Below are 18,135 nucleotides of genomic sequence, written 5' to 3' on the forward strand. Positions count from 1 at the left end.
AACGCCGCAACTCAGAGTCGCGTTACGTTGACCGCACGCGGGCCTTTGTCGGCCTGCTCGATGTCGAACTCCACTTCTTGGCCCTCTTCGAGGTCCGGGCCGCCGATGTCCTCCATGTGGAAGAACACGTCGTCGTCGTGGTCTTCTGTCTCGATGAAGCCGTATCCGCCGGAGGACTTGAAGAATGCAACCTTACCTTTCGCCATTGCGTATCGAGAGTCGGTAGAGAAGATGATAAGGTTTCCGCCAATTGACACCAATTCACGTGGTCTCCGCAGTCCGATACTGCGTTAGTCGCGGCGTTCGCGCCCCAGCGTGTGGAATTCTTCGTTTGGCCGCATGTCGGCGAACATCGCCATCCGGTTGCTCAGGTTGAAGAAGGCGGTGACGGCCCCGATGTCCCAGACTTCCTCTTCGGAGAAGCCGACGTCACGGAGGCGCTGGAGGTCGTCGTCGCCGACTTCGACCGGACGCTCGGTGAGTTTGACGGCCACGTCGAGCATCGTCTTGTGCTTCTCGGAGATGTCTGCCGACCGGTAGTTGGCGACGAGTTGGTCCGCCAGCAGTGGGTCTTTGGCGTAGATTCGCAGGAGTGCGCCGTGAGCGACGTTACAGTAGTAACAGTGGTTGACGCCGGAGACGGCGACGATAATCATCTCGACTTCGTGGCGTTCCAAGTCGGTGTCGTCGACGAGGGCGTCGTGGTAGTCGAAGAACGCTCGCCAGTGCGACGGCTTGTACGCGAATCCGGCGAAGACGTTGGGGGTGAAGCCCGCGCGTTCGGTCTCGTCTTCGATTCGCTCGCGGAGGTCGTCTGGGAGTTCGTCGAGGTCCGGAACCGGGAATCGGGTCATCGCGTCGTCGTCCATGTCTCGGTGGTCTCCCGGACGGACCTTAACGATTCCTCAGGTTCGAGAACCGATACGCCGGGTCGAGCGTCGGTCCCAGTCAGACGACGAGCGACAGGTACGCCGCCGCAGCGACTGCGAACACGCCCAGACCGAACAGCCCGTAGTTGGCGATGGTGTTGTCCGCTGTCCAGAGTGAGAGGGTGAACTTCCGCGAGGAGAGCGGCCACAGTGGCCGGATTCCCATGGGCGTGAGGAGGTCGCCGAGGAGGTGCGCGAGGACGGTGAGCGTGCCGACGGCGAATCCGAACGCGCCGAGTGTCGTTGCGACGGACTCCGGTTGCCCGGCGTTGCTGGCGAGGACGAACGCGGCGGCACCTCCCACACCGCCGACGAGGACGGCGAACAAGAACGTGTGCGTGGGCCCGCGGTGGGAGATTCCCGGCACACGCACGTCGAGGTCCGGAAGCATCGCGAGCCAACACATCACCCCACCGGCGACGAGTGCGAGTTCGGGATAGCCCGTCTGAACCAGCGCGAATCCGAGCGGCGCGAACACGACGAGGGAGACACCCCAGTGACCGAATCGGTACATCTGCTTCGTTCTGGTCGCGGTATCGTACATAACCTTTCGGCCCGCGGTGAATCAGCCTTCGAAGAGTGTCAGCAACTCAGAGCAATGGTTAACCCTGACGGCCGCGACGTGCGTTCCATGAGCCAGCACATCTCTGAACTCCTCTCGGGTCTCTCGGCGGTGGAGGCCACACTCCTCGTGTTGCTCATCTCTCTCGGGGGCGCGTTCGTGATGGAGGCAGTCGTCGTCCGTCTCTTGTTGCAGTACACGAAGCGCACGAAGACTAGCATCGACAACATCGTCGTCCAGGAACTCCGATGGCCACTCGTCGTCACCATGTCGCTGGCCGGTGTCTACTTGTTCGCCCAAGCACCGGCGGTGGCGACGGCACTCGTCGTCGACGAGACAGTGCTCGACAGGTTCTTTGGCCTCCCGTCGATTTCCGTCGGCATCGTCGTCTGGGCGTGGGCGCTCAACCGCCTCGTCAACCGCGTCGTCGAGTCGGTCAAAGACAAGGGGAGTCGCTTCGACTTCGCGCCGGTCTTTTCGAACGTCTGGACCATCGTCGTCGCGGCCGGGACCATCGGTGCGCTGTTGTACCTCTGGGGCATCGAAATCACTCCACTGTTCGCCGGCGCGGGCATCGCCGGCATCGCCGTCGGGTTCGCCGCGAAGGACACCGTCGCCAACTTTTTCGGTGGCATCGCGCTCTACTTCGACGACACGTACAAGATTGGCGACTACGTCGTCCTCGACTCCGGCGAGGCGGGAACGGTGGTCAAAGTCGGCATCCGCTCGACGACGCTCCTCACCCGCGACGAACTCCTCGTCACCGTCCCGAACTCCGTCCTCAACGCGGCGAAGATTATCAACGAGTCGGCACCGAATCGCCGTCGTCGGATGAAAGTCCCCATCGGTGTCGCGTACGGCACGGATATCGACGAGTTCGAAGAGATTCTCGTCGATATCGCTATCGACGAACCACTCGTCCTCGATTCGCCGCGACCACGCGCCCGCCTCCGCCGGTTCGGTCCCGACGCACTGGAGTACGAACTCGTCTGCTGGGTCAACAGTCCACTCAAGCGCGGGAAGGCGACGCACAACGTCAACCGAGCCATCTACAACCGACTCAACGCCGCGGGTATCGGCATTCCGTTCCCGCAACGAGACGTTCACGTACACACTGGCGATGCAACCGACTCGTCTCGCCAGTCGGTCGTCTCGGAGATGTCCAACGGCGGCCGAACTCGCTCGCGGACGGACGACACGTTCGACGAGAGTGATGCCGAAGACGACTCCTACGGCGACCTCGTCGGCGACGAGTAACCGCCGAGAACGTTAACCCCGGGGCGTCCCATCCTCGGATATGCTCCAACTCGGACCGCTGGACACGCTCATCCAGACGTTCGGGCCGTTCGTCATCCCGGTCGTGCTGTTCGCTCTCGGACTCGTCGGGTATCTCCTTCTTCTCGTACTCGGACGAACCGGACGGGGCAGCGACTGACCAGACTCCGCCCCACCCGGGAACCGAGCAGAATGCCAGCATCGTCGCACCGGGAGAAACAGAACACGCCGGTGCCGCGTGTCCCGATTACTCTTCGACGACGACGGTGCCGGTCATGCCCGCCGCCTCGTGCGGGATGCAGAGGTACGCGTGCTCACCGGCCGTCTCGAAGGTGTGGACGTAGGATTGGCCGGATTGCACAGCACCCTCGCCGTCGTCCCACCCCGCTTCGGCGGCCTCCTGCGACTCGAAGCCACCGGATGCCCAGTACGCGGCACCTTTGGGGAGGCCACTCTCGGAGGCAGTCGCGGTGTGTGCTTCGCCCGCCGTATGTTCGAAGGCGACAGTGTCGCCGACCGTCACCGTCAGCTCCTCGGGTTCGAAGGCGACGGCCGTCAACTTCACCACGTGGTCGGCGTCCTCGGGGACGCCTTCGACGACGTTGGGACCGCCGGTCAGCTTGGTTTCACCGTCGCCGTGACTGTGGTCGTGCGACGAGTGGTCGATGGGTGCCTCGTCGGCGGCACCGACCACTGCGAACTGCGCGCGAAGCGTCGACGCCGCGTAGGCGTTGGCTGACGTATCGACGTCGGCACCCTCGTCGAGTGCGTCGACGTAGGTCGAAAGCGCCTCCTCGAACCCTTCGTAGGCCTCGTGGTCCGATTCTTCGAGCGTCTCGTGGACACGTGCGCCTTCGAACGTCTCGAACACGCCGCTCATGTGTTCGGATGCGGTGGCCGAGAGACCGGCGTCCGCGGCGGCGGTTGCGACGACGGCGTACATCGAGTCGATGGATTGCTGGTTGTAGGTCTTAGCCGCGCCGTAGGCGTCGCCGTCTTCCTCGGCCGCCATTCGAATGCCTCCGAGTGCGCCTTCGAACGACTCATAGAGGTCGTGGTCGGCGTGTTCGAGTGCTTCGTGATAGCCGCCGGCACCCTCCTCGAAGAACGAGAACGTCTCCTGTACGACTGCGGCGGCACGGTCGGTCGCCCCGACCTGTGCGAGGCCAGCGGCGTCGAATCCGCGGGCACCGAAGAACGCCGCTTCGGCGGCCGACACTTCGGCAGTCGTCCCGACGGCAGTCTCGAACTCGAAGAGCGCGTCCATCGCGCCTTGCGCGTGAGTCACCGCCGACTCGGAGTCACCGGCTTTCGTGGCGTCGACGAGGCCTTCGAGGTGTTCCTCTTCGAAGCGGTGGTAGAGGTCTTCGGACTCGTGTTCGATGGCTTCGTGGAGGTTCCCCTCGTTCTCTTCGAAGCGGGCGAAGAGGCCCTCTGCGACAGATGCGGCGCGGTCGGTGGCACCGAGAGCGACGAGTTCTCGGGCGTCGGCGAGGCGGGCACGGAAGAACGCCGCTTCGAAGAGTGTCGCCGAGTCGCCACCGGTGAGGGCCGAGACACCAATGAGGAGGTTGTCGTCTACGGTCTGGAGTGCGTCTTCGGTGGCCGCGAGGTCACCCGACTCGGCCGCTTCTTTGAGTGATTCGAGGCCGCCTTCGAAGCCTTCGTAGGCGTCGTGGTCTGCGTGTTCCAGTGCTTCGTGAGCGCGTGCACCCTCGAAGTGGGCGTAGATGTCGCCCGCGAGCGTCGCGGCGAAGTCGGTCTGCCCCTGTGCGACCAGCCACGCAACGTCGGCGGCGCGGGCGCGGTACAGCGTGAGTGCCGCGGCGTGGGCGTACTCGTCACCGGGACCACCGAGGCCAGCGAGGACTTCTGCGTCGAATCCGACCGACTGCATGAGCGCGAGGTGGCCCGCACCGGCGACAGACTTCGGAGCGACTTCGTAACTCGCGTCGACCATCGCGGTGGCGGCGTTCCGCGAGGATTGCTGAATCGTGCTCGCGTCGTTCGCCTCCGCCGCGCCTTCGATTCCAGCCTCGAACGTCTCGTAGAGTTCGCTGGACGCGTCTTCGATGACTTCGTGTGCGGGTGCGTCCTCGAACGATTCGTAGACACTGTGTGCGAGTTCCGCGGCGGCCGCTGCCTCGCCGGCGGCGGCGAGCATCTCCACGTCGCGGGCGCGGGACGCGAAGGTGTAGAGACCGAGTGCGTCGACCACAGCAGGGTCGACGCGGCCACGCTGAGCGGCGAGGAGGTTGTCCGACGCCTGCATCGCGAGGTCGATTCCCTCGTCGGCGTGTCCGTCCGAGAGGGCAGTTGCCGCGGCCCCGAGGTGTTCTTCGAACGTCTCGTAGTTCTGCTCGTTCGTCGCTTCGAGTTGCTCGTGTGCCCCCCACTCGCCGGAAGACTGCTCGAACCGGGCGAACACGTCTTCGGCCACGCGTCCCGCAGTTCCCAGTCGTCCGGCGGTGGCGAGCGCAACCGAGTCGTACAGACGGGCGCGCATCGCGTTCCACTCGGCGGCCACGGCAGTCGTCGCGTCGACGGTCACAGACGACTCGGCGTCCGTCGTCTCGGCGTCTTCTGTCGACTGCGTGGTGGTCGCCGTCGATTCTTCAGACTGACTGCTACAACCCGCGAGACCGGCGGACGCGACCGCCAATCCCGTCGTCTTCAAGAGTGTCCGTCGGGAATAGCCCATACTTTTAGGCCAGCCTAAATTAATAAAAGACCTTCGATTTTTAGGTCTGCCTAAACTGGGGTGTTGGGTCGTAACTCGGTGACTTCTTCGAGCTTTTGGTCCTCCTAAACGTTCTTAACGCCGTCGATTGTCTGGTCGTGGCTAGTGTTTGGCCGTGGGTCGTGGGGTGGCGACCACGAGCGTGAGAGAGAAAAAACTCTCGTCGAATCTGCGTCTCGAAAGGAAGTGGCAGCGTCGAATCGGAACGAAGCGTCAGAAGGCCGACGACGGTAGTCGCCGGTACAGTGGTCGGTCGTCAGTCAGTCGGCCGTCGTCGTCTCGTCGCCGCGGAGACGGTCGAACGCCGACTGGAATTCGCCGTCTTCCTCGACGGTGTCTTCCCACTCTTCGAGGCCGCGTTCGACGCGAGTCCCCTGGATGGTGTTGTCGAAGAAGAACGCGAACAGGCCACCGACGGCCATCCCCGTCGACCCGATGACGAAGATGGTGTCGGCGACGAGTTGCGTGCCGAGGATGGGGCCGACGAATGCGACCTGACTCATGCCCTGCCGGAACGCCTCTGCACTGCCGACGTTACCCATGTACGCCGGGATTGCGAGGCCGGCGAACATGGCGACGCCGATGATGAAGATGTTGCGCGAGGAGTCGAGGTCCACGTACTTCAGGTTCGAGAGACCGACGGCGACGATTTGCCCGAACATGGCGATGTAGAGACCACCGACAATGGGGCCGGGAATCGTCGCGATGAGTTGACCGAAGTAGCCGACGAACCCCATGACGAGCATCAGTGCGGCACCGACCTGCACGACGTAGCGCGACGCGACGCCGGTGAGGCCGATAGCACCGATGTTCTCGGAGTAAGAGGTGGACCCGCTTCCGCCCATGACGGCCGAGAAGATGTTCATCAGGCCCTCCATGCCGATACCGTGGTTGATACGGCGCTTCGAGGGCGCACCGACGCCCGAGAGACGGGCGACGGCGTGGTAGTCACCGAAGGACTCGACCATCGAAGCGGCAACGCCGGCGAGCATCCCGATGATGAACGACGAGGTGAACTGCGGGATACCGAACGCGATGCTTCCGACGATGGGCAGTGCGACTTCCATCGTGCCCGGACCGCCCGCGAAGCCCCACTGGAACGGGTAGATTGGCATGAACGCCGGGGCGGTGAGGACGGACTGGAAGTCCACGAATCCGGGTGCACCCGCGGCGATGACGCCCGTGACGGACAGGATGGCCGCCACGATGTACGAGACGATGACGCCGAGGAGCACCGGGAAGAGTTTGAACGCCGGGTGGGCGGTGTCGAGGTACTGCGAGAACAGGACGATGAGTGCGAGCGTCAGGCCGAGGAGCCACCAGTTGTTAGTGGCCGACGTGACCTGTGGGACGCTGAACAGCGACAGGCCGATGAGGGCAATCGTGGGCGCGATGACGACGGGCGAGATGAACTTTCGGAGGCGTCCGAGCAGTCCGAAGTACCCGACCAGCACCTCGACGGCAGCGGCCACGATGATGGCACCTTGGAGTTGTAAGAGCGCTGTCTGCCACCCGGCCCCTGCCGGGTCTGTCGCGTTCACGACGCCGATGACGGCGATTGCCGGTGCGAGCATCGAGAACGGTGCTCCCTGCACGATGGGGTAGCGGTTTCCGAACGTCGTCTGCATCAGCGTGGCGATGCCAGAGACGACGAAGAACGTCCCGACGAACCGCGGAATCACGTCGCCGGGCATACCGAGGACTCCGGCGAGAATGAGAGGAACGGCGATGTTTGCGCCCACCATCGTGAGGTAGTGTTGGGCGCCGAGAAGGAGAGCGGTTGGAAGGGGTGGTTTGTCGTCGATACCGTACTGCACGAACGAAGAGGGTGATGAGTCGTCCGTCACGACCATCCCCCCGTATGCGGCGGTTCTCTCCCGAACATGGTTGTTCCAGCATTCTACCGAGACTATATATGTCCTACTTTTTCGCGCGATGGCGGGGTAACGACTTTATCTCATCGGTTTGACTCGTAGTCGTGTTCAATCGACCATCGTCTTCTACAACTGGGCGGGACCGATGGCTCGTCGGGTGGGCACTCGGGTACGCCGCCGTCGGAGCGTCGTCCCTCGTCGTTCCACTCTACGCCATCGAATTAGGTGCCAGTGCGCTCTTCGTCGGCCTCATCGCCGCGACTGCGGCCTTCGCTGGCGCACCCGGGGCGATACTCTGGGGCCGCCTCGCCGCCCGAACGAAACGGAGACGACCGTTCGTCCTCGTCGCCCTCGTCTCGGCCGCCGGTGTCTTCGGAATTCTCACGCAGGTCGACTCACCGCTCGCAGTCCTCGTCGCGAACACACTCCTGTGGTTCGTCGTCGCCGCCGCCGCACCGGTGTTGAACCTCATCGTCGTCGAGGGTGTCCCCGCGGACCAGTGGGACCGTCGGTTCGGCGTCCTGAACCACTATCAGGGGTACGGGTGGTTGAGCGGACTCGTCGTCGGTGCAGTCTGGTCGGCGCTCGCCCCACGAGTCTTCGACCTCAGCGCTCTCGCCGTCCAGCGGTGGTTCCTCGTGATTTCCGCAGTCGCCGCCGGAGCGGGGGCACTCCTCGTTCGCGTGTGGTACCCGGACCAGTCGACCCTCTCGGCCACACGGTTCGCGCGTCTCTCTGCCGGAATCCGTCGACAGAGCGGTCTCATCGGGCGCTCAGTCCGTGCGGTTCCCTACGGTCCGTCGCGGATGTACTGGGCACTGCAAGGACTCGATATCGGCGACTTGCGGAGTCGTGTCGGTCCCACGCTCCTCTCTTATCTCGCGGCCGCGACCCTCTTTTTCGTCGGCTTCTCGGTCTTCTTCGGCCCACTTCCGGCGTACCTCGTCTCGTCGGGCCGAACGGCAGACGAGGTGTTCGTCCTCTTCGTCCTCTCCAGTCTCGGGTCGGCGGTGAGTTACGCCCGCGTCGGAACGTTGACCGCAACGCACGATTCGCGGCAGTTACAGGTCGGCGCACTGGCGACGCGTGGACTCGCGTTCCCACTCGTCGCCATCGTCGGGGCGCGTCTCACTGCGGGGACGAGCCTCGTCGTCCTCGGCGCGATATTCGTCGTCGTCGGCGTCACGTGGGCCATCATCGCAGTAACGGCCACGGGAATCGTCACTCGTCTCGCCCCCGAGCAGGTTCGGGGTGACGCGCTCGGTGCGTACACGGCACTCGCCAGCCTCGGTGGGGGTATCGGGTCGGCACTCGGCGGTGTCGTCGCCGATGCGTTCGGGTACGTCGTCACCTTCGTCCTCGCCGGAGGCGTCGTGGTGACGGCGCTCGTCATCGTCTGGTCGTCGGGCGAAAAAACAGTGCGGGGCCAGTTGCTCTCAGTCGAGTGATTACTCGATTGCGTGGACTGGCGAAATCCAGACCACGAGTTCGCCATCGCGCTTGATGACGCCCTCGATGGAGTCGTCTTTCTCTAACGGCGGTTCTTCCACGTCGTTCATCGAGACGCGGACGACCTGATACACTTCGTCGACGAGCCATCCCGTCGCCGCTTCGTCTTCGAACTTGTTGGGGTCGAAGATGACGATACGTTTGGACTCTCCTTCGGCGTCGATACTGAGGAGTTCTTTCGGGTTGATGATGGACGTCGTCCGTCCGCGGAGGTCCATCACGCCCTCGACGTACTCGGGGGCGTTCGGAACGGCTGTGAGTTGTCCTTTGTCGACGATTTCGCTCACGTACTCGATGTCGACGCAGTACGTCTCCGGACCCAGTTGGAACTCGAGGACTTGCACCTCTTCTGCGGAGTCCTCCTCGACGTCGTCCTCTGCCATGTCGGTAGTGATTGCATCCTGTCGCATGGTGATTCTCGGCGGGCACACCGCCGCCTGTCTGCCTCACAGTGGACAGATTCGCTCCATAAAGGTACGTACCCGATTATCAGCCCTGATTCTTCTCGGCGAGCGTTTATATATCCGATTTCCGAACCTCGGAGATAGATGAGCGGTCAACGAAACGGCACTCCGACGACTTCTAAACGCCATCGACAGGAGGCACTCCCGACGCCTCTTTCGTCGCCTCGGCACGGCCTCCTCGGGTGGGGACGATGAGTACGTCCGCCGCCGGCGGGCCGACGCGTGCTGTCGTCGTCGACGATTCGCGGTTCATGCGGACGCTGATTCGAACACTCCTCGAAGACGCGGACGTGGAAGTCGTCGCCGACGCAAGCAACGGGAAAGAGGCGATATCGGTGGTCGATGAACATCGACCCGACGTGGTGACGATGGACATCGAGATGCCCGAGATGAACGGCCTCGACGCAGTCGAAGGCATCATGGACGAGTGTCCGACACCCGTCCTCATGCTCTCGGCCCACGCCGAAGAGGACGCAGACGTCACCTTCGAAGCACTCGACAGAGGGGCGGTGGACTTCGTCACCAAACCCGGTGGGGAAGTGACCTCCGAGATGCCTCGCGTGAAACGCGAACTCGTCGAGAAGATTCAGTCGGCGGCGGCAGTGGACCTCAGTGCGACACAGCGACGGACGCGACCACCGAAGGCCGAGTCGGAACCGCAGACCAAACCCGATTCGTCCGGTTCGGCCGCCACGTCGACGGCGCTCCCACAGGAGGGTTCGACACTCGTCGTCGGTGCATCGACCGGCGGCCCGAACGTTGTCGAACGCGTCCTCGCGGCGCTTCCTGCCGACGCGGGACTTCGCGTCCTCGTCGTACAGCACATGCCGAAGGGGTTCACCAAACGGTTCGCCGCCCGTCTCGACGGGCGGTGTGACTACGACGTCCGAGAGGCCGAAGACGGTGAACGGGTCGGTCCCGGACAGATTCGCGTCGCTCCGGGTGGCTCACACCTCCTCGTCACGGGTGACCGCGCTGGCCGACTCAAACTCGAACTCTCCGACGACGACCCACTCCACGGCGTCAAGCCAGCTATCGACCTCACGATGGCGTCTGCCGCCGAAGTCGTGGACGCACCCCTCGCCGGGGTGCTGTTGACCGGAATGGGACGCGACGGCGTCGAAGGGATGACCCGAATCAGTCGCGCAGGCGGGCACACGGTTGCACAGGACGAAGAGACGTCAGCAATCTTCGGGATGCCGAAGCGAGCCATCGAGGCAGGGTGCGTCGACGTCGTCGCACCCGACGGGCGCATCACCGAAGAAACGCTTCGCGGAATCACTACCTGACCATGGACGAAGAACTCTACCAGGCATTCATCACCGAGAGCGAAGAGAGCATCACGCAGTTGAACAACTCCCTGTTGTCGTTAGAGTCCAACCCGGAGGACACGGACGCCATCGACGACATCTTCCGACAGGCACACACCCTGAAGGGGAACTTCGGTGCGATGGGGTTCGACAACGCCGCGACGGTGGCCCACGCAGTCGAGGACCTCCTCGACGAGATTCGGCACGACCGTCTCGACGTGACGCCCGAACGGATGGACCTCGTCTTCGACGGAATGGACCTCATCGTCGACATCCTCCACGACATCGAAGAGAACGGTGAATCCACCATCGACCCGTCGGACACGGTCGAAGAGATTCGTGCCGCCGCCGAGACCGGTGGTGACGCGGGAAACTCGAATCCGGCGGCATCTGACGAGGACGACCGCGAAGACGTCGACTTCGTCTCACTCGCCGCCGAGTGCGTCGACACCGATACTATCGACGCGGCGACGCTCGCACACGCCCACGTCGAACTGGACGCTGGCCAGATGAAGAGCGTCGACGCGGGTATCTTCCTCAGCAACATCCCCGACGTGGTCGATGTCGTCGGGTACGCCCCGTCACGAGACGCTATCGAAGGCGGGGAGTTCGACGATGGATTCGACCTGTTCGTGGCGAACCTCGCGCCCAAAGCAGTCGAATCGAGACTCGGCGACCTCTGGAAGGTCGACTCGGTCGAGACGAACGACGTATCGGACGTCCTCGACGGAGTCGTGTCGGCCGGAACGTCGCAGGAAGCGGCGCCCGATAGTTCTGACGCCGAGGCAGTACCCGGCGAGAGCGACGACGGTGCGGGCGTGGAACCAGAAGCGGATGTCGACGAATCCGCAGAGGCCACGCCTGCTGACAGTGACGGTATCGAAGACGGGCCAGCAACCGACGGTGACCTTCCGACAAGCGACGAGACGGTGGACGACGGCGGTGACGACGACGGAAGTGACACCGACGGCGGTGACACTGATGGCAGCGCCGACGCCGACAGCGACGACACCAGCACCGACGCCGACGACTCGGACGATGAAGACGACGCGTCGGACGACGAAGACGACGACTCGGAAGAAGCCCGGTCTATCTCCGCGGTCAAGTCCGTCCGCGTCGACGTCGACCAACTCGACGAACTTCACGAACTCGTCGAACAACTCGTCACGAGTCGCATCAAACTCCGCAACGCTATCGACGAAGAACAGAACACGGCGCTGGACACCCTCGACGAACTCGACAAAATCTCGTCGAACCTCCAGAACACCGTCATGGACATGCGGCTTATCCCGCTCAAGAAGGTGTTCGACAAGTTCCCGCGACTGGTTCGTGACCTCGCGCGCGAACAGGACAAACGCGTCTCGTTCAAGGTCGAAGGTGCGGACATCGAACTCGACCGGACTATCCTCGACGAGATTTCCGACCCGTTGATGCACGTCCTCCGGAACGCCGTCGACCACGGCATCGAAGAACCGGACGTGCGCGAGGCGAACGGCAAGCCACGGACGGGGACCATCAGACTCTCGGCCCAGCGACAACACGACACGGTCATCGTGACCGTCGAAGACGACGGGAGTGGTATCGACGCAGACGCCGTCCGCGACAAAGTCGTCGCCGAGGGCGTCGAGACACGCGAAGAGATGAACGCGATGCCCGACTCGGAGGTGTACGATTACATCTTCCACCCCGGTCTCTCGACCAACGATGAGATTACCGACGTCTCGGGTCGCGGTGTCGGGATGGACGTGGTGAAGACCACCGTCGAGTCACTCGACGGGTCCGTCTCCGTCGAGAGCGAACCCGGGCAGGGAAGTACGGTCAACATCCGTCTGCCGGTCTCCGTCGCGATTATCAAGGTCCTCTTCGTGCAGGTCGACGACCGCGAGTTCGGTGTGCCCATCAAGTACATCGACGAGATTAGCCGCCGCGACCGCGTCCAGACGGTCAACGGCGCAGAAGTCATCGTCCACGAAGACACCATCTTCCCGTTGATTCGACTCCGGGAAGCGCTGGAAATCGACACGGACGAACGCGACCACGGGATGGTCGTCCGCATCCGCCCCGACGACAGACAGGTCGCGCTTCACTGCGACGGCGTGACGAAACAAGAAGAAGTCGTCGTGACGCCACTGCAAGGTCCACTCTCGGGTGTCGGTGGCCTCTCCGGAACTGCGGTCATCGGCGACGGGAACGTCATCCCGATTCTGGACGTGTCGACGCTCGAACTCCCCGACGACGGGAAACAGGCGATGCGCGAGTTCGACCCGAGTGAACTCCCCGACACGGCCGAGGAGGCAGCAGACTGATGCCGTCGTCGAGCACCGACGACCCGGCATTCGACCGACTCCTCGAGTACGTCGAAGACTCGCTCCAGTTCCAGACGAGTTCGTACAACGACGCCTACCTCGACCGGCGTATCTCTGCACGGATGCGGCGACGACGCGTCGACGAGTACGAGACGTATCAGGAGATGCTCCGGGAGGACGAAGAGGAACAGCAAGCGCTTCTCGACGCACTCTCTGTCAACGTGACGAGTTTCTTCCGGAACCCGGACGTGTGGGAAGCACTGCGCGAGGTACTCCGAGACCTGAGTTCGAAAGGGAGCAGACGCGACCCAATCAAGGTGTGGAGTGCGGCCTGTTCGGACGGCCGAGAGGCGTACTCACTCGCGATGCTCGCCCACGACGACGACCAGGTCGACGAACGCCGTATCGAAATCGTCGGCACGGACATCAAGCGCGAGATTCTTCGCGCGGCGCGAACGGCCGAGTACCGCGCGTCGGAGACGAACGACGTCGCCGAGCAACTCGACCCAATCGGTGACTGGAAACGCTACGTGGACAAGGATGGCGACACGTTCCGCGTCAAGGACAAGGTCACGGATATGGTCAGGTTCAACCGCCGCGACCTGATTCGTGAAGACCCGCCGGGGACGTTCGACCTCGTGGTCTGTCGAAACCTGTTCATCTACATCAACGCCGAATCGAAGCGAGCGGTGTTCGAGACGCTCGGGTCTGCCCTCGAACCCGAAGGCTACCTCACGATTGGGATGACCGAGACGATTCCGCCACGTGTCCGAAAACAGTTCGACCCCGTCGAGAAACGACTCCGTATCTACCGCGCGACGGATGCCGCGGTCCAGAGGTAAGCAATGAAACCCGGTGAACACAAACTTGGAGACACTCGCGGCCGCTTCCTCCAGGTTATCAAGAACGGCCGGGAGATACACGACGTCGATTGGACGAGTGGGCGCATTCTGCTGTCGAACAGACGACTCATCCTCGCTGGGACGGCAGGGAAGCGAACGATAGAGTTGAGCGCAATCGAGAAACTCGGCGGGCGGTTCGACGTCAATCAGCGAATCGCGACGGTCTCTGATTACTTCAGCATCCACATCCCGTCTGGTGTCGTCCTCCTCGCACCGGTCGACTACGACGAGTTCGAAATCGACTTTTTCGGTGCGTTGCTCAACTCGAAACAGTTCCTCGCTCGACACCCGGCAGTCGCCGGTGGTGTCGTCCAGAACACCGAGTGGGAGAAGGCCCGACTGAAGGTCGAAGAAGAGGCCGTGAGTATGGCGACTGTCGGCGGAAAGTTCGTCGAGATTCGCCTCGACGACATCGGCGCAATCAAGACTGGTGAACGGAAGGTCGTCGACGACGTTCGGAGCCTCATCGAAGTCGAACACTCCGACGACGAAGGGACGAGTCTCCAGACGTACATCTCCGGGCCGGACAGGGCGATTACGTTCCTCTACTCGCTCTTGCGCGAAGGTGAGGAACTCTCAGAGACCTCTATCGAGTTGAGCGAGACGGACAAACAGGTTCTCACCGCGCTCTACTCCGGGGTTGCACCGTTCGACATCCCCGACTTCCTCGGCCTCGACGTAGACCAAGTCGAGGAACTCTTCGAACGCCTCATCGACCACAACGTCGTCGAAGAGGTCCGTATCCGACACGAGGTTCAACTCAACGCTCGTGGCCGTAACATCGCTTCGGAAGCCATCAACGAGCAGTAACCCTCTTTTCGGCGTTCTGACTGACAAACCGGTTGTAGGTGCGATACGTCCGTTCTCATACTCGTAGTTGGGAGTCGCGGTTGCCTCCGTTCAAACTTTCAGTCGCTGATAGTTTGTTGAAACCGTGCTGAATACACGGCGCGTTTGTCTCGTTAGCGAACGGTCTGCATGGAGTCAGACAGTACTTGATGAACAACGCCAACGAGACCCCCGACAAAGAGTGCGAGGCCAAATAGTGACGCAACTGATGAGACGAGATTTTCGAGTAGTGGATTTGGGATGATGAAGAATCCTCCCTGTGAAAAATCAACAAGAAACCATCCCAGTGCAGCCACGACGTACAGTTTCACCAATTCGGGATTGAGTGCATACCGAAACGAATCGACAGCGGTGTCTTCGGACATATAATGAAATTCAGTCTAATTTACAAATGTATTGTCTTATTCAACTACAGACAGGTAATCTGTGCCGGGTCTTTGTTTCATCTCATAACACGTAGGCCAAGCAATGCCCGTTTGCTGAACTCTCCCGCTGCCCCTCACCAATCGCACCACTCAGGAACCCGACTCGGTTGCAGAAAAGGGTGACCGAATCACCGAATTAGACGTTCACGTCTTCTATCTCTTCGTTCACGACGAAGCGGCCTTGCGGCGTGAGCGACGTCGGAAGCGAGTCGTCCTCGATGAGTTCCTCGTCGTTGAGCGTCTCCAGTGCCTCGTCGAGGACCGCTTCCTCGACGCCAAGGAGTTCACTGAAGTCCACTTCTGCGGCCATCTCACCCGCAGAGTAGAGGCCGACGAGAACTTCGAGGCCCTGTTCTGTGACTTCCACGTCGCGGACGTTGGACTTGATCCAGTGGTAGACGAGTCGGAGGTACCGCCCGAGGATGTTCATCTTCCGCCGTGATTTGAGAGAAATCTCCGACGTGACCGTTCGCCCCTGCTCGACGTGTTGCACCGAGAGGACGAGGCGTTTTTCGTCGTCGACGGTCCGTTCGAGCACCTCGAAGAAGATGACGCTCGCGAGGTCGATGTGGAACGGGTCGCCGTCTTCCGTGAGTGGGCCGTCGTCGTCGGGGAACGTGACTGCCTCGTAATCGAGGTGAAGTCCGGTCGGGCGACGCGGCGTGTCCATGACGCGCCCACCGATTCGGGCGGGGTGCGTGACCTGCGCCTCTGACCCGTTGAGGACGGCGCGGAACAAGAGCAAAGTGAACTTCTCGATAGTCTCTCTATCGCCGCCGATGACGGTGGTCCGTCGCTGACTCCCGATGATGTACCCGACCATCACGGTGTAGTCGAAGAACTCCTCGACTTCCGGGGGGACCTGCCCGACGGCGATGTCGAAGATGGACGTAATCGGGATGTCTGTCTTCGACTTCGAGGTGGCGAGGATGAGTCTGCGCTGACTCATCAGGACACGGCCCTTGACGGGTTCGAACGAGGCGTTGCCCCCGGCGACGAAACTCGCGACGAAGTCCACGACGATGGACTCTCCGTTGGCGGTGCGCCGTTGTTGGCGCTGCTTAGACTTCTCGCGTTCTGCCTGCTCGCGTTCGTCCTCGGGTTCCGACTTCTGGCGGCGGTACGCTTGCAGCAGGTCACTCTCTGCAACGTCACCTCCCTCGGGCGTTCGCGCGCGAGCATTTTCGACCATCTGGTCGTCCGACTCCCCAGAATCTGCAGTTCGTGGGTGTGTTGAATCGTCCGTCATATGCTGATCAGTGCTCCTGCGAGCGACGAGGTGGCGACTGCCATGAGCGAACCAACCCAGACGAGTGCCACGAAGTGGAGATACGCGTTCGCTTTGTGGCCACCGTCGACCATGCGGATCATGAGCGAAGAGAGGAGGGCGTTGAACAGGATGATGAGCGTGAGCATGTACTCGATGAACGGCACGTCGTAGACGCCTGCGTAGATGAGCGTCCCGAACTGGAGGCTATCGAGGTTCATCTGGGTCGAGAAGGACGCCAGAATCTCCACGACTTCGAGGCCGATGAAGAACGCGAACGACGCAGACGCGGTGATACCGTAGAGGACACCGATGAGCGTAATCGTCGACTGCTTGCGCTGCCGACGGAGTTTGATAATCTCGTTCATGTTCCGACTGATGAGTTCACCGAGGACTTTCGGCTTCCCACCCATCGAACGCCCGACGTTGTACATCTCACTGAACTTCTGGATGAGGTACGAGTTCGTCTCGGCGGTGAAGAAGAACCACGACCTGTCTGGGTCGAGACGCATCCGGAGTCTGGTGTGCAGACGACCAATCTCACGCGAGAGGACGCCGAAGTCCTTCTTCCGCAGAGTCTCCAAGACAGCGGTGGTCGTACTCTGTTTTGCCGTCTCGGACGCACCCAGCGCACGAATGAACCCCGGGTACTCCTCGTCACGTTCGCCGATGCGTTTCTCGTGACGACGGGCGACGATACCGGGGACGGCCAGTGGCGTCAGTGGGGTCGAGATGAGGAGTGGAATCGGCAGGTCGACCATGATTGGCCGGACGATTTCGCCGACGATAGTCAGGTTGAACGTCCCCATCGCCAGCACGAACACCATCACGATAGAGAGGCCAACGGCACCGTACAACGTGATGTCGATTTGTCGGTCCGCCTTCGTCCGGTACTCACGCTGGTGGAACCACAGTGGGTCGTACGGGGACATCGTCCGAATGACGAAGTAGAACCCCATCTGCACGAAGACGAACAGCACGATGACTGCACCAATCGTCATCGTCGCGTCCGTCCCGGTCAGGATGGGGAGGACGATGGCGTTGATAATAGCGAACGTCATCGAGAGAATCATCGAGAGATAGAGGTCTTTCATGACCTCGAGGTTCCCGAGTGCACTCTCGTAGACGGTGATGTACTTTTGAATCATCGCGTTCTGCTCGCCGAGCAGGAAGTCGTCGATGCTCTGCCCGGCGTTGATTGCGTACGCGAGACGGTCGAGGAAGTCTGAAAGCGGTTTCGACGGGACCTCACGCGCCCGACGCACACAGGCGTCGTCGAGCGACTGGTTCCACGCGTCGACCAACTGGACGATGCGGTTCATCTCCGTCGCCAGTTCGCCGTACTCTTCTTCGCGCGCGAGGGTACGGAAGACGGCCACACGGTCGATGTTCGTGGTCGAAAGGACCGTCATGTGCGTGATGAGCAGGTGAATCTGGTTTTCGAGGCTTCGCCTCGTCTGCTCGACGAGGAGTCGTGGATACAGCACTGCGCCACCGAGGAGCAGTGCCCCTAGCATGAAGATAGGGATGCGAACGAGGATGGGGAGCGGAAGTGCAATCGTGCCCGCGATAGAGATGAAGAAAAACACGATGGACGGACCCAGCACCAACAAGAGGTACCGGGAGAGTTCCATCGGCATCTTCTCGTACGACTCGATGACGTCGCTGACGAAGTCTCGAACCTGAACCGCTTGCACCGATGCACTCGTTTCCCCAGACATGT

At 62.0% G+C, this 18,135-nt stretch carries 16 protein-coding genes; 7 read left to right on the forward strand and 9 right to left on the reverse strand.

Translation table 11 applies throughout. The features are described 5' to 3' along the window. Positions 1-11: 11 nt before the first annotated feature. The 3 genes from GJR96_RS14275 to GJR96_RS14285 form a co-directional block, all read right to left on the reverse strand. Positions 12-206 carry a cold-shock protein gene (locus tag GJR96_RS14275; protein WP_004967996.1) on the reverse strand — a complete coding sequence of 65 codons (195 nt, stop codon included), beginning with the start codon at positions 204-206 and terminating at the stop codon, positions 12-14. Positions 207-290: 84 nt separating this feature from the next. Continuing rightward, positions 291-869, reverse strand: a complete 579-nt coding sequence (locus GJR96_RS14280) for a peroxidase-related enzyme (protein ID WP_058573667.1) — start codon at positions 867-869, stop codon at positions 291-293. A 79-nt stretch (positions 870-948) separates the two neighbouring features. After that, positions 949-1,443: a metal-dependent hydrolase gene (locus GJR96_RS14285; protein ID WP_151163542.1), complete on the reverse strand. Its 495-nt coding sequence runs from the start codon at positions 1,441-1,443 to the stop codon at positions 949-951. Positions 1,444-1,560: 117 nt separating this feature from the next. Between GJR96_RS14285 and GJR96_RS14290 the strand changes: the two genes are divergently transcribed. Together GJR96_RS14290 and GJR96_RS18185 are read left to right on the forward strand one after the other, a co-directional pair. After that, positions 1,561-2,748, forward strand: coding sequence for a mechanosensitive ion channel family protein (locus tag GJR96_RS14290; protein ID WP_151163543.1), 1,188 nt, complete (start codon positions 1,561-1,563; stop codon positions 2,746-2,748). A gap of 40 nt (positions 2,749-2,788) precedes the next feature. Further along, the gene (locus GJR96_RS18185; protein ID WP_191965871.1) at positions 2,789-2,926 is read left to right on the forward strand and encodes a hypothetical protein; all 138 of its coding nucleotides are present in this window, start codon (positions 2,789-2,791) and stop codon (positions 2,924-2,926) included. A gap of 87 nt (positions 2,927-3,013) precedes the next feature. On the opposite strand, the gene GJR96_RS14295 is transcribed toward GJR96_RS18185, so the two are convergent. Then, on the reverse strand, positions 3,014-5,467 hold the full coding sequence (locus GJR96_RS14295; RefSeq protein WP_151163544.1) for a DUF5059 domain-containing protein: 2,454 nt from the start codon (positions 5,465-5,467) through the stop codon (positions 3,014-3,016). A gap of 299 nt (positions 5,468-5,766) precedes the next feature. Next, positions 5,767-7,359 (reverse strand): uracil-xanthine permease family protein, encoded by a 1,593-nt coding sequence (locus GJR96_RS14300; protein WP_151163545.1) that lies wholly within the window; start codon positions 7,357-7,359, stop codon positions 5,767-5,769. 125 nt (positions 7,360-7,484) lie between these two features. Here GJR96_RS14300 and GJR96_RS14305 point away from each other — a divergent pair, with 125 nt between their 5' ends. After that, positions 7,485-8,828, forward strand: coding sequence for an MFS transporter (locus GJR96_RS14305; protein WP_151163546.1), 1,344 nt, complete (start codon positions 7,485-7,487; stop codon positions 8,826-8,828). On the opposite strand, the gene GJR96_RS14310 is transcribed toward GJR96_RS14305, so the two are convergent. Continuing rightward, positions 8,829-9,299: a chemotaxis protein CheW gene (locus GJR96_RS14310; RefSeq protein WP_151163547.1), complete on the reverse strand. Its 471-nt coding sequence runs from the start codon at positions 9,297-9,299 to the stop codon at positions 8,829-8,831. Between the two features lie 245 nt (positions 9,300-9,544). Between GJR96_RS14310 and GJR96_RS14315 the strand changes: the two genes are divergently transcribed. The 4 genes from GJR96_RS14315 to GJR96_RS14330 are packed head-to-tail and all read left to right on the forward strand — an operon-like array spanning position 9,545 to position 14,681. Next, positions 9,545-10,642, forward strand: a complete 1,098-nt coding sequence (locus GJR96_RS14315; protein ID WP_154326237.1) for a protein-glutamate methylesterase/protein-glutamine glutaminase — start codon at positions 9,545-9,547, stop codon at positions 10,640-10,642. A gap of 2 nt (positions 10,643-10,644) precedes the next feature. Beyond that, a complete protein-coding gene (locus GJR96_RS14320; RefSeq protein WP_151163549.1) occupies positions 10,645-12,969 on the forward strand; it encodes a chemotaxis protein CheA in 2,325 nt (774 codons plus the stop codon). Then, the gene (locus GJR96_RS14325; RefSeq protein WP_151163550.1) at positions 12,969-13,811 is read left to right on the forward strand and encodes a CheR family methyltransferase; all 843 of its coding nucleotides are present in this window, start codon (positions 12,969-12,971) and stop codon (positions 13,809-13,811) included. The genes GJR96_RS14320 and GJR96_RS14325 overlap by 1 nt, the downstream gene beginning before the upstream one ends. A gap of 3 nt (positions 13,812-13,814) precedes the next feature. After that, complete coding sequence (locus GJR96_RS14330; protein ID WP_151163551.1) at positions 13,815-14,681, forward strand: CheF family chemotaxis protein; 867 nt, start codon at positions 13,815-13,817, stop codon at positions 14,679-14,681. Positions 14,682-14,833: 152 nt separating this feature from the next. On the opposite strand, the gene GJR96_RS14335 is transcribed toward GJR96_RS14330, so the two are convergent. From GJR96_RS14335 to flaJ, 3 genes are all read right to left on the reverse strand, one after another. Continuing rightward, entirely contained in the window at positions 14,834-15,085 is a 252-nt protein-coding gene (locus tag GJR96_RS14335) for a hypothetical protein (RefSeq protein WP_151163552.1), read from the reverse strand. Positions 15,086-15,281: 196 nt separating this feature from the next. Continuing rightward, positions 15,282-16,337, reverse strand: coding sequence for a CheF family chemotaxis protein (locus GJR96_RS14340; protein ID WP_191965903.1), 1,056 nt, complete (start codon positions 16,335-16,337; stop codon positions 15,282-15,284). 53 nt (positions 16,338-16,390) lie between these two features. After that, positions 16,391-18,133: an archaellar assembly protein FlaJ gene (flaJ, locus tag GJR96_RS14345; protein WP_151163554.1), complete on the reverse strand. Its 1,743-nt coding sequence runs from the start codon at positions 18,131-18,133 to the stop codon at positions 16,391-16,393. Positions 18,134-18,135: the final 2 nt, after the last annotated feature.

This window comes from Haloferax litoreum, from assembly GCF_009674605.1.
In the GTDB taxonomy this organism is placed as follows: domain Archaea; phylum Halobacteriota; class Halobacteria; order Halobacteriales; family Haloferacaceae; genus Haloferax; species Haloferax litoreum.

What these genes read in the sequence shown, in the direction of transcription:
- GJR96_RS14330 (WP_151163551.1), top strand. Translation starts at nt 13,815, where the DNA reads ATGAAACCCGGTGAACACAAACTTGGAGACACTCGCGGCCGCTTCCTC.
- GJR96_RS14335 (WP_151163552.1), bottom strand. Translation starts at nt 15,085, where the DNA reads ATGTCCGAAGACACCGCTGTCGATTCGTTTCGGTATGCACTCAATCCC.
- GJR96_RS14290 (WP_151163543.1), top strand. Translation starts at nt 1,561, where the DNA reads ATGAGCCAGCACATCTCTGAACTCCTCTCGGGTCTCTCGGCGGTGGAG.
- GJR96_RS14310 (WP_151163547.1), bottom strand. Translation starts at nt 9,299, where the DNA reads ATGCGACAGGATGCAATCACTACCGACATGGCAGAGGACGACGTCGAG.
- GJR96_RS14300 (WP_151163545.1), bottom strand. Translation starts at nt 7,359, where the DNA reads ATGGTCGTGACGGACGACTCATCACCCTCTTCGTTCGTGCAGTACGGT.
- GJR96_RS14315 (WP_154326237.1), top strand. Translation starts at nt 9,545, where the DNA reads ATGAGTACGTCCGCCGCCGGCGGGCCGACGCGTGCTGTCGTCGTCGAC.
- GJR96_RS14280 (WP_058573667.1), bottom strand. Translation starts at nt 869, where the DNA reads ATGGACGACGACGCGATGACCCGATTCCCGGTTCCGGACCTCGACGAA.
- GJR96_RS14325 (WP_151163550.1), top strand. Translation starts at nt 12,969, where the DNA reads ATGCCGTCGTCGAGCACCGACGACCCGGCATTCGACCGACTCCTCGAG.
- GJR96_RS14275 (WP_004967996.1), bottom strand. Translation starts at nt 206, where the DNA reads ATGGCGAAAGGTAAGGTTGCATTCTTCAAGTCCTCCGGCGGATACGGC.
- GJR96_RS14340 (WP_191965903.1), bottom strand. Translation starts at nt 16,337, where the DNA reads ATGGTCGAAAATGCTCGCGCGCGAACGCCCGAGGGAGGTGACGTTGCA.
- GJR96_RS14295 (WP_151163544.1), bottom strand. Translation starts at nt 5,467, where the DNA reads ATGGGCTATTCCCGACGGACACTCTTGAAGACGACGGGATTGGCGGTC.
- GJR96_RS14320 (WP_151163549.1), top strand. Translation starts at nt 10,645, where the DNA reads ATGGACGAAGAACTCTACCAGGCATTCATCACCGAGAGCGAAGAGAGC.
- GJR96_RS18185 (WP_191965871.1), top strand. Translation starts at nt 2,789, where the DNA reads ATGCTCCAACTCGGACCGCTGGACACGCTCATCCAGACGTTCGGGCCG.
- flaJ (WP_151163554.1), bottom strand. Translation starts at nt 18,133, where the DNA reads ATGTCTGGGGAAACGAGTGCATCGGTGCAAGCGGTTCAGGTTCGAGAC.
- GJR96_RS14285 (WP_151163542.1), bottom strand. Translation starts at nt 1,443, where the DNA reads ATGTACCGATTCGGTCACTGGGGTGTCTCCCTCGTCGTGTTCGCGCCG.